The sequence below is a fragment of the Sediminicoccus sp. BL-A-41-H5 genome (genome assembly GCF_050632405.1).
Lineage (GTDB): Bacteria > Pseudomonadota > Alphaproteobacteria > Acetobacterales > Acetobacteraceae > Roseococcus.
The window spans coordinates 1,622,167-1,636,398 of sequence record NZ_CP192601.1; the positions used below are offsets into that span (position 1 = coordinate 1,622,167).

Below are 14,232 nucleotides of genomic sequence, written 5' to 3' on the forward strand. Positions count from 1 at the left end.
TCAGGCGGCCCACCGCGTGCGCCAGGGGTTGGGGAAGCCCAGCCGGTGCAGGATGCGCGCCTCGGTGCGCTCCATCAGCATCGCCTCGCCCGCGGCCAGGTGGTCATGGCCCAGCAGGTGCAGCGTGCCATGGACCACGAGATGGGCGAAATGTGCCGGCAAGGTCCGTCCTTCGGCCAAAGCCTCGCGCCGCAGCACGCCGAGCGAGACGGCGAGGTCACCCAGCGTCATGCTGCCGAAGGGCGCGGGAAAGGAGAGGACGTTCGTCGCCTTCTCCTTGCCGCGGAACCCACCATTGAGGCGGCGGATCTCGGCGTCATCGGTCAGGAGGAGGGTGAGGTGCCCGCATTCGCGTTGATCGGCCAGCGTTGCCTCGACCGCGCGGCGGGCCAGGGCCTCCACTGCGGGGACGGCGCCACGCCAGCCGGGTGCCGCGAAAATGACCTCGACCTCGGCAAGCCCGGCGGTGGAACTCTCCCCGCCGGGCGGACTACTTCCCGGTGACATTCAACTCCTTCCCGGCGACACGACCGCGCGCTTCGGATGAAGCGGGCCGCGCGCCCTCCATCTTCCCATAGGCCGAGACGATCCGGCCCACGAGCGGATGCCTTACCACATCCCGCTCATCGAAATGGGTGAAACCAATTCCCGGGACATCCCGCAAGATGGAAATCGCCTCGACGAGGCCGGATTTCTGCCCATAGGGCAGGTCCACCTGGGAGGGATCGCCCGTGATCGCCATGCGCGTGCCCTCGCCCATGCGGGTCAGGAACATCTTCATCTGGGCCGGGGTGGTGTTCTGCGCCTCGTCCAGGATGGCGAAGCAATGGGCCAGCGTCCGGCCCCGCATGAAGGCGAGCGGGGCGATCTCGATCTCGCCCGCCGCGAGGCGCCGCGTCACCTGCTCGGCCGGCAGCATGTCATGCAGCGCGTCGTAGAGGGGGCGGAGATAGGGGTCCACCTTCTCCTTCATGTCGCCCGGCAGGAAGCCCAGCCGCTCGCCGGCCTCGACGGCAGGGCGGCTCAGCACGATCCGGTCCACCCGGCCCGCCTGGAGCAGGGCCACACCCTGCGCCACGGCCAGATAGGTCTTGCCCGTGCCGGCCGGGCCGATGCCGAAGACCATCTCGTGCTTGGCGAGCGTTTCCATATAGGCCGATTGCGCCGGCGTCCGGGGCGCGATGGCGCCGCGCCGGGTGCGGATCTGCGGCACATCCTGCAGCGGCAGGCGCGGGTCCTGTTCCAACTCGCCCTCCGCCATGCGGATGGCGGCCTCGACCTCGGAGGCGCCGGGCGCCTGGCCGCGCTCGATCCCGCGCCAGAGGCCGCGCAGCACCTGCTCGGCCATGCCCGTCCGCTCGGAACTTCCAGTGATGGTCAGCCGGTTGCCGCGGCTTGCCAATCGGACCCCGCATCGCTGCTCGATCCGCGCCAGGTGCCGGTCATGCTCGCCATAGAGAAGGGGGAGCAGCGCGTTGTCCTCGAATTGCAGCGTGACGCTGCGGCTCTCGGAAGATGGCGGGGAGGCTGGGCGATTGCGCAGGGCGAGGGCGTTGCTCAAGCGGCTGTCTTCTCCTGTTGGGCCAATTCCCCAGCGAGGGAATTGGGGTTGCCGGCGCGAATGAACACCGGGGCGGTGGCACCGACGAGCGATAAAGGTCCCGGCACATGCACGGGTTGCAGCCAGGGCGTGCGCCCCGACAATTGCCCCGCCTGGCGGCCCGGCCCGGTGAAGAGCACGGGCACGGTCTGGCCGGTCAGGCTCGCATTGAACTCCGCCTGCTGGTCGCGCAGCAGGGCCTGCACTTCCTGCAGGCGGCGATCCTTCGTGGGCTCATCCACCCGGTGCGGCGCGCCGGCGGCCGGAGTGCCCGGGCGCGGCGAATACTTGAAGGAGAAAGCCTGGGCGAACTTGACCCGGCGGATCAGCGCCATGGTCGCCTCATGATCCGCCTCGGTCTCGCCCGGATGGCCCACGATGATGTCGGTGCTGAGTGCCAGATCGGGCCGGGCTTCGCGCAGCCGGTCCACCAGCGCCAGATATTCCTCCGCCGTGTGGCCGCGATTCATCGCCGCCAGCACGCGGTCGCTGCCCGACTGGACCGGCAGGTGGAGGAAGGGCATGACGGCCGGAATGTCACGGTGCGCCGCGATCAGCGCATCATCCATGTCCCGCGGGTGGGAGGTGGTGTAGCGCAGACGATCGAGGCCCGGGATCTCGGCGAGCGCGCGCAGCAGCTGCGCCAGGCCCCACTCGCCCCCCTCCTCCGCCGCGCCGTGATAGGCGTTCACATTCTGGCCGAGCAGCGTGATCTCCCGCGCGCCCTGCCCCACCAGCTTGCGCGCCTCGGCCAGAACGGCGGCGACGGGGCGGCTGTATTCGGCGCCGCGGGTGTAGGGGACGACGCAGAAGGAACAGAACTTGTCGCAGCCCTCCTGGATGGTCAGGAAGGCGGTCACGCCTTGCGGCGCGCTGACCTCCGGCAGGAAGTCGAACTTCTCCTCGACGGGGAACTCCGTCTCCACCACGGCGCGGCCGGTGCGGGCGGCGCGGGCCACCATCTCGGGCAGCTTGTGGTAGCTCTGCGGGCCCAGCACGATGTCCACATAGGGCGCGCGGGCCGTGATCTCGGCGCCCTCCGCCTGGGCGACGCAGCCGGCGACGGCCAGCACCATCTCGCCGCCCTCCGCCTCGCGCGCCTGCTTCAACTGGCGCAGGCGGCCGAGCTCGGAAAACAGCTTCTCCGTCGCCTTCTCGCGGATGTGGCAGGTGTTGAGGATGATCATGTCCGCGCCCTCGGGCGCATCCACCGGCGCATAGCCGAGCGGCGCCAGCACATCCGCCATGCGGGCGCTGTCATAGACGTTCATCTGACAACCCCAGGAGCGCAGGAAAAGGCGCTTCTTGCCCGAAGGCGGGGGGAGAATGTCGGTCATACGGGGTCCTCGCTGTCCGCCCACAGGTGAGACCCTGGAGCGATCCAGCGGGAGCAGATGCGGAGCCTGAGCCGCGCGGTCAAGAAGAGCGGCCCCGATCCGGCAAGGGGGGCAGACCATTCATGGGTTCGAAGCTGTCAAATCGCCGCCGTATTGGTCAAGCGGATTCAAGCCTTCACCACCTCCCGGTTCTGCCGCAGCACGGCCGCCGTCTCGGTGATGGAGCGGCCGAGGCGGGCCGCCAGCGCCTTGCGGTCGGGCGCCGCATCGGGGGCGAAGGGTTCGTCCAGCACCACCGTCACCCGCGCGCCGGTGCGGCGCAGCAGGGTCCAGGCATGGCTGCCCGTCTCCATGTCGCCATACCAGGCGAAAAGCGGGCGGTCCTTGCGCCCCACCGGCAGCCCGCCCAGCCGGTCATAGACCACAGTGAGCGGCTGGATCCGCTCCGCCGCATCGGCCACCGAGAAGAAGGAGGAGCGGAAGGGCAGCACGCGGGCGCCGTCGCTCGTCGTCCCCTCGGGGAAGAGGATGATGCTGTCCCCCGCCTCCAGCCGCGAACGCAGCTCCTGCGCCTCGCTGCCCGTGCGGCCGCGGTTGCGGCTGACGAAGACCGAGCGGCCGAGCTTGGAGACCCAGCCGATCAGCGGCCATTCCGCCACCTCCGCCTTGGAGACGAAGCGCGCATCCAGCGTCGCGCCCAGCACCAGGATGTCGAGCCAGGAGGAGTGGTTGGAGATGTAGAGCGTGCGCGGCCGCTGGCAGGGCGTGCCGATCACGCGCAGTTTCAGGCCGATCAGCCAGCAGAGGGTGCGGTGATAGAAGCGCGGGAATCGGTTCTTGGCCGTCCCGGGCAGTTTCAGCAGCACCGCCTGGATGGGGATGCAAAAGAGGGTGAAGAGGATCGCGGTCGAGATCCGGCGGATCGCGCGCAGGCGCCCGCCCACCGGCCGCTCGCCCAGCACATCGTTCCAGAGCGGGCCAGGCAGGCGGGGCTGAAAGCGCAGGGGGCGGCCGCGCTTCATGCGGCGCGCCTGCGGCTTGGCCTCGGCGACCATGCTGGGATTGGCGGGGCTAGGCAGAATCTGCGCGTCCGTGCTCATGCCGCGCTCGCTATCGCGCGTCGGCGCACAGAGCAATGACGAGATGGCGAATCCTGCGTGACAGATGTTGCGGCGCGGCCGGACGGCGGCGCAACGTGCCGCCCTCGGATGGAGGATGAAGCGAGGCCATGAGGGTCGCCATGCTCGGCGCTGGGCCATCGGGGAGCGCCATGGCGGCGCTGATGGCCTGGCGCGGGCATGATGTGACGCTATGGTCGCCGCGGGGTGGCGGCACGCGGCATTTGGGGAACCAGCTCGCCACGAGCGGCGTGCTGGAGGGGAACTGGCGCATCCGCGTCGCGGCCGACCTCTGGCGCGCGACGGAAGCCGCGGAGGCGATCCTCATCGCCCTGCCTCCCGTGGCGCAGCCCGCCATCCTGCAACGCCTGGCCAGCGCGCTGGTGGGCGAGCCTGACATCCTCTTCGTGCCCGCTTCGGGCCTGGCCCCGGCCCTGTTGCATCAGCTTGCCTCGGCGCGCGGCTTCGTGCCGCGCCTGGGCGCGCTCGCCGTCCCGCCGGCATTGGCCGCGCGCGGGGCGAACGGCGTGGTGGAGGTGACGGCGCTGCGGCCGCGCCTCTGGCTCGGCGGGCTGCCGTGCGAAGCGACGGCGGATCTGGCGATCCTCGCCGAGCGGCTCTTCGGCCTGCCGGTCGAACCGCTGAGGGACATCCTGGCGGCGAGCCTCGCCGAGCCCGGCGCCTTGATCGAGGCGGCGCGGATTCTGGCGCCGGCGGGCGTGCCGCATGCGGTGGGCCGGCTGCTGCTCGGCCTGGCGGCGGAGCGCGACGCGGTGGGTGCTGCGACCGGCCGCAGCGGCCTGCCCGGCATCGCAGCGCTCGTCACCGAGCAGGGCGGGCTGCCGGCGCAACGGCCGCCGCTCGGCGAGACGGGCGGCGGCCTCGCCTTCCTGGAGGCCATGGCGCGGGCCAGCCAGACGGCGGTCCCGCTCACGGCCGCCGCGCTCCATGTGCTGGAAACGGCCGCGGGGGAGAGCTTCGGCCCGCACCCGGTTCTGGCCGCGCTGGAGCCGGGCCCGCTGGCCCGGCTGCTGGGCGGCACGGGCTGACCCGCACCGCCCGGCGGGTCTCAGACGATCTTCGTCCTGATCTCGCCCACGCCCTCGACGAAGCCTTCCAGCACGTCGCCGCGCACCACGGCGGCCACGCCCTCGGGCGTGCCGGTCATGATGAGGTCACCCGGAGCGAGTTCGACCAGTTCGGAGAGGTTCGCGATCACCTCGGGCACCGACCAGATGAGCTTGGAGAGGTCGGAGGTCTGGGTGACCTTGCCGTTCACCTTCAGCTCGATCTTGCCGCGGGAGGGGTCGAAGCCGGCGGCGGGGATCAGGGCGCCCATGGGGGCCGAGAGATCGAAGCCCTTGCCCATGTCCCATGGGCGGCCGGTCTTCTTCGCCTCGTTCTGGATGTCGCGGCGGGTCATGTCGAGACCGGCGCAATAGCCCCAGACATGCTTCAGCGCGTCAGCCACGGCGATGTTCTTGCCGCCCGTGCCGATGGCGACCACCAGTTCCATCTCGTGATGCAGGGATTTGGTGACGCTCGGATAGGGCATGTCCGCGCCGTTGATCACCAGGGCGTCAGCCGGCTTGGTGAAATAGAAGGGCGGCTCGCGCGTCGGGTCCGAGCCCATCTCGATCGCATGCTCGGCGTAGTTGCGGCCGACGCAGAAGATGCGGCGCACCGGGAACATGGCGCTGCTGCCCTTGATCGGCACGGCGGAAATGGCGGGGGGCGGGACGACATATTCGGGCATGGGCGCTCCTTCCGGAAAGGCCGGGCGGCCCGGCCGCGGGAAACCGGAGCCAGGCCAAGTTCGGGATGGGTGAATCACCGCCTCGGTGATGTCACCTCAGCGCGGAAGGTCTAGACCAGCTTTGCCGGGTGGGAAACCTGCCGGCGGGCGGCACGGGTCGCCTTGACCCGGCTTCGGCGCGGATGCCAGGGTGTTTTGGTCGGAATCAAAGAACCGGGCTCCACCATGGGGGCAAACAGAAAGCGCCCGACCAGGGGGGTGGTCGGGCGCCCATACTGTTCATACTTCCGATCGGAAAGGTCGGGCGAGCCGATTGGGGGAATCGGGACGTCCACCAGCGGATGAACCACCGCCGGCGTGTGAGTCATACCGCGACATAGGTTGGAAGCCAAGCCCAATCGACTCCAATGAAGCGTGATCCGGGCGGAATTTTGCCTTATTCGGCGGCCTCCTGCAGCGTCGCCACGCGCGCCGGCGGGCGAGCGGCGCGGCGCGCGCAGGCCTCGCCGAAGGCCTCGAAGATGCGGCGGCTGAAGGCGTCCTTCTCCCAGTCATACTCCGGGTGCCATTGCACGCCCCAGGCGAAGCCCGGCGCCTGGCGGACGCGCACCGCCTCTACCGTCCCGTCCGGCGCCCAGCCCATGGCCTCGAGCCGCGGCGCGAGGCGCTGCACGCCCTGATTGTGCAGGGAGTTGACCGGCATCTCCGTGGCGCCTGCGAGTTCGTGCAACAACCCTTCGGGCGCGAGCCGAACCGCATGCGCCTTGCCGGTGCGCACCAGCGGGATCGGCTGGTCGGAGGGGGTGGAATGGTCCATCCGGCCCGGCAGGTCCTGGATGCGCTGGTCGAGCGAGCCGCCAAGGGCCACGTTCAGCTCCTGCATGCCGCGGCAGATGGCCAGAAGCGGCACGCCCTCGGCGATGGCGGCGCGGATCAGCGGCAGCGTGGTGGCATCGCGCTGCTGGTCCTCGGGCGTGCCCTCGGCATGGTCGGGGCCGTCATAATGCCCGGGCCAGACATTGCTGCGGCTGCCGGTGAGGATCAGGCCGTCGAGTCGCGGTAGGATCTGCGGCGCGAGGCTCTCGCCCGCCGCCGGCAGCAGCACGGGCACCCCGCCCACAGGGCCCAGCACCACGCGCACATAGCTGTCGGAGGCGGCGTGGTTGGGCGTGTTGAAGATCCCGAAGGCCTTCACGCAGCAGGAGATGCCAATGATCGGTCGCATCATGGCAACAAACCAAGCGGATGCGGCGGATTCAAGGCATTTGGACGCCTGGTGCGTCGAAATTTCATCGCTGTTGCTCAAGTTCCTCGCGGAATCGCGGATCGTTGAAGGCAAAGAGGAAGGGATCGAAGCGCTCGCCCATCTGTACCTGAGTCAGCGTGACGCGCGTGCTGCGCCCCTGCGGGTCCAGCACGACCCACTGGCGCAACGCCATGGGCTGCTCCTCCAGGATGAGCTGGATCTGCCCCTCGGCCGCCTGGTTGGTGCGGTGCACGGTCACGCGCAGCAGCCCGCCCGCCCGCTCGAAGCCCGCGACGGTGAGGTCGCCCGAGAGACGCAGTGGGTTGCGCAGCAAGAGGCTGAGCGGGGTGGAGGAAAGCGGCACGATCGTGGGCTGCTTGAGTTGCCGGTCGTAATGGAAGAACTGGCCATCGGCGGCGATCAGCAGCGTCGGCTCGGGCGGGTCGTATTCGAAGCGCATGCGGCCCGGGCGCCAGATCCAGGCCGTGCCCTCGGCCGCTGCCCCGCCCTGTGCGATCTGCAGGAAGCGGGCGCGCAGTGTGGTCATGCCGTTGAAATAGGCCTCGATCCGGCCGAGTGCGGCACGGTCGGCCTCGGTCAGGGCGGGCAAGGGCCGCGCGGGCGCTTGCGCCGCGGCGGGCGCGGCCAGGAGGAGGCTGGGGAGGGCCAGAAGCGGGCGTCGGTTCATGCGCCTCTTGTGGTCCCGGACGCCGGCCAAAGAAAGGCCTCGTGACGATGCTTCATATGGGGCGCGCCCGGCGGCGAGGGCCTGCCCTGGCATGCTGCTTTGCGGCGAGATGATACGGACCCGCACGAAAATGGCGAAATTCGGGCGTAAAACTCACCATCAAAATGACATGTTTTCAGTATGTTATGGCGAAATATTGAGAAACAACCCTTGACTGGCGGCATGTCATCGCGGCTGTCACATTCTGGCTCCGGACGAGGTGCGGGGGATGCACCACTGCGGTCAAACGTGGTCCGGTCAAACGGGGGCTTTCAACACATGGATGGTTTCGCTCCATTGACGCATGGCTACGGCCCTCAAGGTTTCGGCGCGGCCCCCTATGGCCTGACCCGGCGCCGGCTGGCGAGCAGCATCGGCTGCCGCGGTATCGGCCTTCACACGGGCCGGATGATCGCGCTGACGCTGAAGCCCGCCCCGCTCGGCACCGGCATCGTCTTCCATCGCACCGATCTCGGCCTGGATATCCCCGCCCGGCATGACCTGGTGGTGGAGACCCGCCTCTGCACGCAGATCGGCCTGCCCGGCAACCGCGAGGCGCGCGTCGGCACCATCGAGCATGTGATGGCCGCACTCGCCGCCGCCGGCATCGATGACGCCCGCGTCGAGCTGGACGGCCCCGAGGTGCCCATCCTGGACGGCTCCGCCGCTCCTTTCCTCTTCCTGATCGATTGCGCCGGCACGGTGGAGCATTATGCCCCCCGCGCGGCCATCGAGGTGCTGCGCCGCGTCCGCGTCGAGGATAGCCAGGGCGGCTGGGCCGAACTCTCGCCGAACCCCGAGCCCGCCTTCGACGCCACGCTCAGCATCGACTTCGGCGAGACCGCGATCGGCCGGCAAGCCCTTTCCATGCGCATCTCGGTGGAGAGCTTCCGCCGCGAACTGGCCGATGCCCGCACCTTCACCCTCGCCGAGGATGTGGCCCGCCTGCGCGCCGCCGGCCTCGCCCAGGGCGGCAGCCTCGCCAATGCCGTGGTGGTGGATGGCCCGATGATCCTCAACCCCGGCGGCCTGCGCCGCCCGGACGAGTTCGTGCGCCACAAGCTGCTCGATGTGGTGGGGGATCTGGCGCTCGCCGGCGCCCCGCTGCTCGCCCGCTTCACCGGCCATCGCTCGGGCCACGCGCTGAACAACCAGCTCCTGCTCGCGCTGCTGGCGGATAGCCGCAACTGGCGTTCCACCGGCGGTCAGACCCTGGCCGAGGCGGAGCGCGAGAAGCTCGTCGCCGCCTGAGGTCCTTGCGGCGCTGACCGCCCACTTGTGCGCATCGGCGGCTCCCATGGTATAGAGCCCGCCGATCGGAGCCTTCATCGCACATGCGCCCACTCTCTCGTGCCGCCCTGTTCCTTGCCTTCGCGCTGCCGCTCTCCGGCTGTGGCGTCACCCAGTGGGATGGCTCGGCCGCCGGCCTGTTCCGCACGCCGCCCGCCGGTACCGGTCTGGTGGATCGCTCGCCGGAATCGCTCTACGCGGCCGGCATCGAGGCCCTGCAGGCGCAGCGCTACCAGCAGGCTGTCGATATCTTCGAGACGCTGGAGCGTGAGCACCCCTATTCCACCTGGGCCACCAACGCGAAGATCATGGCGGCCTATGGCGACTACATGCGCAACCGCTACACCGAGGCCATCGGCACGCTCGACCGCTTCATCCAGCTGCACCCGGCCCATCGGGACATCGCCTACGCCTATTACCTCCGCAGTCTCGCCTATTACGAGCAGATCGCCGACAGCCAGCGCGACCAGCGTGGCACGGAGACGGCACTGACGGCCCTGCAGGACGTGGCCAACCGCTTCCCCAACACCGCCTATGCGCGTGACGCCCGCCTCAAGATGGACCTGGCGCGTGACCACCTGGCCGGCCGTGAGATGAACATCGGCCGATTCTACATGCGCCAGGGTCTCTACAGCGCCGCCATCGGCCGTTTCCGCCGCGTGGTCGAGGACTACCAGACCACCAACCACGTGCCGGAGGCGCTGCACCGGCTGACCGAGATGTATCTGGCGCTGGGCTTGCGCGACGAAGCCGCGCGCTCGGCCTCGGTGCTGGGCCATAACTTCCCGGGCAATGCCTGGTACCAGGACAGCTACGCCATGCTGACGCCAGGCGCCCAGATGGCGCCGGGGGACCGTCCCGGCCTCTTCCGGCGGGCCTGGAACAGCGTGTTCTAGCGGGCGGGCGCATGCTCGCCTCCCTCTCCATCCGCGACGTTGTGCTGATCGAGCGGCTCGACCTGAATTTCGGGCCGGGCCTCTCCGTGCTGACCGGCGAGACCGGCGCCGGCAAGTCCATCCTGCTCGATTCGCTGGGCCTCGCGCTTGGCATGCGGGCCGAGGCCGGGCTGGTGCGCGCGGGCCAGCCCCAGGCCAGCGTCGCCGCCGTCTTCCAGCCGCCTGAGGGACACCCCGCCTTCGCCCTGCTGGCGGAGCAGGGGATGGAGGCGGAGGAGACCCTGGTGCTGCGCCGGGTGCTCCAGGCCGATGGCCGCTCCCGCGCTTTCGTGAACGACCAGCCGGTGGGTGTCGCCCTGCTCAAGCGGCTTGCCGCCACACTGGTCGAGGTGCAGGGCCAGCACGACCAGGTGGGCCTGGCCGACCCGGCCACCCATGCCGCCCTGCTCGACGCCTTCGGCGCGCATGAGGTCGCGCGCGGCCGCGTCGCCACCGCCTACCGGTCCTGGCGGGCGACGGAACAGGCCCTCGCCGAGGCGGAGGCCGCCGTCGCCGCGGCACTGCGCGACGAGGAATGGCTGCGCCACGCGGTGGAGGAACTCACCGCCCTCGCCCCCGAGGAGGGCGAGGAGGAGCGCCTCGCGCAGGAGCGCCAGGGGCTGCAACAGGCCGAGCGCCGCAACGAGGCCATCGCCAGCGCGCTGGCCGAGATCCAGCCGCGCGACCGCCGCTCCGCCCATCCCGGCCATGCGCTCCGCAACGCCGTGCGCGCCCTGGAACGCCTGCCGCCGCCGAACGAGGCCGCCCAGCCAGCGCTGGCGGCGCTGACCGCCGCCCAGGACGCGCTGGCCGAAGCGGAGACATTGCTCGAGCGCCTCGCCATGGACGCCCTGCCCGATCCGCGCCGGCTGGAGGCTCTGGAGGACCGGCTCTACGGCCTGCGCTCGGCCGCGCGGAAGCACGGCGTGGCCGTGGTGGAACTGCCTGCGCATCTGGAAGCCCTGCGCGAGCGGCTTTCCGCGCTGGATGCCGGCACAGGCCGTGTCGCCGCGCTGGAGGCCGCGCGCCGCGCCGCCCGCGCCGACTACGCCAAGGCGGGGGAGGCTCTGACCGCCGCCCGCCGCGCCTCCGCGACCAAGCTGGAAAAGGCGCTCGCCGCCGAATTGCCGCCGCTGAAGCTGGACCGCGCCCGTGTGGTGATCGAGGTCGCGCCGCGCGAGGAAACGGCCTGGGGCGCCGATGGCATGGACCGCGTGACGCTGCTGGTCTCGACCAACCCTGGCCAGACGCCCGGGGCGCTGATCAAGATCGCCTCGGGCGGCGAGCTCTCGCGCCTCATGCTCGCGCTGAAGGTGGTGCTGGCGCGCGGTTCGCCCGTGCCCACGCTGGTCTTCGACGAGGTGGATGCCGGCATCGGCGGTGCGACGGCGGCCGCCGTGGGTGAGCGGCTCGCCCGCGTGGCGGAGCGGCTCCAGGTTCTGGTGGTGACGCATTCGCCGCAGGTCGCCGCCCGCGGCGCGCATCACCTGCAGGTGGCCAAGGCCGTGCGCGGCAGCAAGGCCGAGACGCGCGTGACACCGCTCGACGTGCCGGCGCGGCGCGAGGAGATCGCCCGCATGCTGGCCGGCGAGACGGTGACCGAGGCGGCGCGCGCCGCGGCCGCCAGCCTGCTCGACGGTGTCGCTTGATCCGCCGCGCCGAAGGGCGTGACGCCGCCCCGCTTGCCGCGCTGCTTCGCGCGCTGAACACCGAACCGGGTCTGCACCCCGAGCGCATCACCGCCACGCGCGTCGCGCGCGACCTCATCGCCGATGCGCGGGTCACGCTGCTGGTGGCGGAGGAGGATGGCCTGCTCCAGGGCTTCGCCTCCGCCCACCCCTATTACGACAGCGGGGCAAGCCGCTGGGGCGCCATCATGAACGACCTCTACGTGGCCCCGGAGGCGCGCCGCTCGGGCCTGGGCCGCGGGCTGGTGGCCGCGCTGGCAGAGGCAACGGCCGCGGAGGGCGGCGAATTCCTCTGGTGGGACGCGGATGAGGGCGATGCGCTGGCGCTGGCCTTCCATCGCGGCATCGGCGCCACAGAGGCGCGCACCCACAGCTTCATCCTGGAGGGCGCGGCCTTCGCGGCCCTGACGGAGGTCGCATGAGCGAGAGCGCCGAAGCCGAGATCGCACGGCTGATCGCCGAGATCACAGAGCATGACCGGCTCTATTACGAGCAGGATGCGCCGCGCATCAGCGACGCCGACTACGACGCCCTCATGCGCCGCCTGCGCGCGCTGGAGGCCGAGAACCCCGCCCTGGTGCAGGCCGAGAGCCCGACCCAGAAGGTGTCGGGCCGCGCCGTCGAGGGTTTCGCGAAATCGCGCCACCTCGCGCCCATGCTCAGCCTCGACAACGCCTTCGCGCCCGAGGATTTTTCAGAGTTCGCGGCCCGCATCCGGCGCTTTCTGAGTCTGCCCGAAGACGCTGCCCTGAACTTCATCGCCGAGCCGAAGATCGACGGCCTGAGCGTGAACCTGCTCTACGAGGACGGCCGCTTCGTGAAGGGCGCCACGCGCGGCGACGGCGCGGAGGGCGAAGACATCACGGCCAACCTCCTCACCCTCTCCGACCTTCCACGCGCACTCCCTGCCCCCTGCCCGGGGCTGATCGAGATCCGCGGCGAGGTCTTCATGGACCGATCGGATTTCCTGGCCTTCCGCGCCACGCAGGAAGCCGCGCTGGCCGAACGCGAGGCGCGCAAGGCGCGCGGAGAAAAGCTCGGTCCCGCCGTCACCATCCCGGTCAATCCGCGCAACGCCGCCGCCGGCTCCCTGCGGCAGTTGGACGCCGCCATCACCGCGCAACGGCCTTTGAAGCTCTTCGCCTATGCGATGGGCGAAGCCAGCGAGGCGCCGGCCACCACCCATCACGGTTGGCTCAAGACGCTGGAGCGCTGGGGTTTCCGGGTGAACCCACTCTCCACCCCCGTGGCCGAGCGCGCGGCCGACCTGCTGACCGAAACGCCCACCGCCTTCCAGGCCCGCATGGCGCGCGAGCGCGCGGCGCTGGCCTATGAGATTGATGGCGTCGTCTACAAGCTGGACCGGCTGGACTGGCAGGCGCGGCTCGGCTTCGTCGGCCGCGCGCCGCGCTGGGCCATCGCCTGGAAATTCCCGGCCGAGCAGGCGCAAACCCGGCTGCTGCGCATCGAGATCCAGGTCGGCCGCACCGGCGCGCTGACGCCGCGCGCCGTGATGGAGCCGGTCTTCGTCGGCGGCGTCACCGTCACCCATGCGACGCTGCACAACGAGGATGAGATCGCGCGGAAGGACATCCGCGAGGGCGACACCATTACCCTGCAGCGCGCGGGCGACGTCATCCCACAGGTGGTCGCCGTGGTGGATCCGGACCGCCCGGGCCGCGCCGCGCCCTACGCCTTCCCCACCACCTGCCCCGCCTGCGGCAGCCATGCGGTGCGCGAGAATGACGACGTGGTGCGCCGCTGCACCGGCGGCCTGATCTGCCCGGCGCAGACGGTCGAGCGGCTGAAGCACTTCGTCTCCCGCCGCTGCCTCGACATCGAGGGGCTGGGCGAGGAACGCATCGACACGCTGCACGCCATGGGCCTGCTGCGCGGCCCGGCCGACCTTTTCCGCCTGCACACCCATGCGGAGAAGCTGGAAGCGCTGGAAGGCTGGGGCAAGCTCTCCACCCGCAAGCTCTTCGACGCCATCGAAGCCAGGCGCGCGCCGCCGCTGGAGCGCTTCCTCTTCGCGCTCGGCATCCGCCGCATCGGCGAGCAGAACGCGAAGCTGCTGGCGCGGCACTACCACTCCATCGGCGCGCTGCGCGAACGGATGATCGCGGCGCGCATCATCGGCAGCGAAGCGCGGGAGGAGCTGGGCAGCATCCAGGGCATCGGCCCCGCCATCGCCACCGAGCTGGTCGAGTTCTTCGCGGAGCCGCAAAATTTGGAAGCCTTCGACGCGCTGCTGGCCGAAGTGGCGCCTGAGGAGAGCTGGGCGGCCGAGGCGGGCGACAATCCCTTCGCCGGCAAGGCGCTGGTCTTCACCGGCACGCTCGAAACCCTCTCTCGTCAGGAGGCGGAAGCGCGGGCCGAGGCATTGGGGGCCAAGGTCACCAAGTCGGTCTCGAAGAAGACGGATTTCGTGGTGGTCGGTGCCGATGCCGGCTCCAAGGCCACCAAGGCAGCCGAGCTCGGCCTGCGCGTGCTGAGCGAGGCGGAGTTCCGGGAGATGGCGGGACTCTCGTAAGG

The 14,232-nt window shown here is 70.5% G+C and carries 13 protein-coding genes; 6 read left to right on the forward strand and 7 right to left on the reverse strand.

What is annotated here, in order from left to right; translation table 11 throughout:
• The 4 genes from ybeY to ACQ860_RS08115 form a co-directional block, all read right to left on the reverse strand.
• On the reverse strand, window positions 1–507 hold the full coding sequence (gene ybeY / locus ACQ860_RS08100) for an rRNA maturation RNase YbeY (RefSeq protein ID WP_431302875.1): 507 nt from the start codon (window positions 505–507) through the stop codon (window positions 1–3).
• Window positions 491–1,561: a PhoH family protein gene (locus ACQ860_RS08105; protein WP_431302876.1), complete on the reverse strand. Its 1,071-nt coding sequence runs from the start codon at window positions 1,559–1,561 to the stop codon at window positions 491–493. Before ACQ860_RS08105 ends, ybeY begins: the two co-directional genes overlap by 17 nt.
• A complete protein-coding gene (miaB, locus tag ACQ860_RS08110) occupies window positions 1,558–2,937 on the reverse strand; it encodes a tRNA (N6-isopentenyl adenosine(37)-C2)-methylthiotransferase MiaB (protein ID WP_431302877.1) in 1,380 nt (459 codons plus the stop codon). Before miaB ends, ACQ860_RS08105 begins: the two co-directional genes overlap by 4 nt.
• A gap of 167 nt (window positions 2,938–3,104) precedes the next feature.
• The gene (locus ACQ860_RS08115) at window positions 3,105–4,037 is read right to left on the reverse strand and encodes a lysophospholipid acyltransferase family protein (RefSeq protein WP_431302878.1); all 933 of its coding nucleotides are present in this window, start codon (window positions 4,035–4,037) and stop codon (window positions 3,105–3,107) included.
• A gap of 128 nt (window positions 4,038–4,165) precedes the next feature.
• Here ACQ860_RS08115 and ACQ860_RS08120 point away from each other — a divergent pair, with 128 nt between their 5' ends.
• Window positions 4,166–5,104 (forward strand): hypothetical protein, encoded by a 939-nt coding sequence (locus ACQ860_RS08120; protein WP_431302879.1) that lies wholly within the window; start codon window positions 4,166–4,168, stop codon window positions 5,102–5,104.
• 20 nt (window positions 5,105–5,124) lie between these two features.
• Here the strand turns inward: ACQ860_RS08120 and ACQ860_RS08125 are convergent, their stop codons facing one another.
• The 3 genes from ACQ860_RS08125 to ACQ860_RS08135 all read right to left on the reverse strand — a co-directional run bounded on the left by ACQ860_RS08125 (window position 5,125) and on the right by ACQ860_RS08135 (window position 7,745).
• On the reverse strand, window positions 5,125–5,811 hold the full coding sequence (locus ACQ860_RS08125) for a fumarylacetoacetate hydrolase family protein (protein ID WP_431302880.1): 687 nt from the start codon (window positions 5,809–5,811) through the stop codon (window positions 5,125–5,127).
• Between the two features lie 436 nt (window positions 5,812–6,247).
• Window positions 6,248–7,036: a gamma-glutamyl-gamma-aminobutyrate hydrolase family protein gene (locus ACQ860_RS08130; protein ID WP_431302881.1), complete on the reverse strand. Its 789-nt coding sequence runs from the start codon at window positions 7,034–7,036 to the stop codon at window positions 6,248–6,250.
• A 64-nt stretch (window positions 7,037–7,100) separates the two neighbouring features.
• Window positions 7,101–7,745 carry a LolA family protein gene (locus ACQ860_RS08135; protein WP_431302882.1) on the reverse strand — a complete coding sequence of 215 codons (645 nt, stop codon included), beginning with the start codon at window positions 7,743–7,745 and terminating at the stop codon, window positions 7,101–7,103.
• 318 nt (window positions 7,746–8,063) lie between these two features.
• Here ACQ860_RS08135 and lpxC point away from each other — a divergent pair, with 318 nt between their 5' ends.
• The 5 genes from lpxC (at window position 8,064) to ligA (ending at window position 14,230) form a co-directional block, all read left to right on the forward strand.
• Window positions 8,064–9,035, forward strand: coding sequence for a UDP-3-O-acyl-N-acetylglucosamine deacetylase (lpxC, locus tag ACQ860_RS08140; protein ID WP_431302883.1), 972 nt, complete (start codon window positions 8,064–8,066; stop codon window positions 9,033–9,035).
• Between the two features lie 83 nt (window positions 9,036–9,118).
• Window positions 9,119–9,970, forward strand: coding sequence for an outer membrane protein assembly factor BamD (locus tag ACQ860_RS08145; protein ID WP_431302884.1), 852 nt, complete (start codon window positions 9,119–9,121; stop codon window positions 9,968–9,970).
• 11 nt (window positions 9,971–9,981) lie between these two features.
• The gene (gene recN / locus ACQ860_RS08150; protein ID WP_431302885.1) at window positions 9,982–11,658 is read left to right on the forward strand and encodes a DNA repair protein RecN; all 1,677 of its coding nucleotides are present in this window, start codon (window positions 9,982–9,984) and stop codon (window positions 11,656–11,658) included.
• Window positions 11,655–12,119 carry a GNAT family N-acetyltransferase gene (locus tag ACQ860_RS08155; protein WP_431302886.1) on the forward strand — a complete coding sequence of 155 codons (465 nt, stop codon included), beginning with the start codon at window positions 11,655–11,657 and terminating at the stop codon, window positions 12,117–12,119. Before recN ends, ACQ860_RS08155 begins: the two co-directional genes overlap by 4 nt.
• Window positions 12,116–14,230 (forward strand): NAD-dependent DNA ligase LigA, encoded by a 2,115-nt coding sequence (ligA, locus tag ACQ860_RS08160; protein WP_431302887.1) that lies wholly within the window; start codon window positions 12,116–12,118, stop codon window positions 14,228–14,230. The genes ACQ860_RS08155 and ligA overlap by 4 nt, the downstream gene beginning before the upstream one ends.
• Window positions 14,231–14,232 lie beyond the last annotated feature (2 nt).

Bases quoted from the DNA above. Each gene is read 5' to 3' on its own strand.
- ACQ860_RS08125 (WP_431302880.1), bottom strand. From the start codon at position 5,811: ATGCCCGAATATGTCGTCCCGCCCCCCGCCATTTCCGCCGTGCCGATC.
- lpxC (WP_431302883.1), top strand. From the start codon at position 8,064: ATGGATGGTTTCGCTCCATTGACGCATGGCTACGGCCCTCAAGGTTTC.
- recN (WP_431302885.1), top strand. From the start codon at position 9,982: ATGCTCGCCTCCCTCTCCATCCGCGACGTTGTGCTGATCGAGCGGCTC.
- ybeY (WP_431302875.1), bottom strand. From the start codon at position 507: ATGTCACCGGGAAGTAGTCCGCCCGGCGGGGAGAGTTCCACCGCCGGG.
- ACQ860_RS08115 (WP_431302878.1), bottom strand. From the start codon at position 4,037: ATGAGCACGGACGCGCAGATTCTGCCTAGCCCCGCCAATCCCAGCATG.
- ACQ860_RS08145 (WP_431302884.1), top strand. From the start codon at position 9,119: ATGCGCCCACTCTCTCGTGCCGCCCTGTTCCTTGCCTTCGCGCTGCCG.
- ligA (WP_431302887.1), top strand. From the start codon at position 12,116: ATGAGCGAGAGCGCCGAAGCCGAGATCGCACGGCTGATCGCCGAGATC.
- ACQ860_RS08135 (WP_431302882.1), bottom strand. From the start codon at position 7,745: ATGAACCGACGCCCGCTTCTGGCCCTCCCCAGCCTCCTCCTGGCCGCG.
- ACQ860_RS08130 (WP_431302881.1), bottom strand. From the start codon at position 7,036: ATGCGACCGATCATTGGCATCTCCTGCTGCGTGAAGGCCTTCGGGATC.
- miaB (WP_431302877.1), bottom strand. From the start codon at position 2,937: ATGACCGACATTCTCCCCCCGCCTTCGGGCAAGAAGCGCCTTTTCCTG.
- ACQ860_RS08120 (WP_431302879.1), top strand. From the start codon at position 4,166: ATGAGGGTCGCCATGCTCGGCGCTGGGCCATCGGGGAGCGCCATGGCG.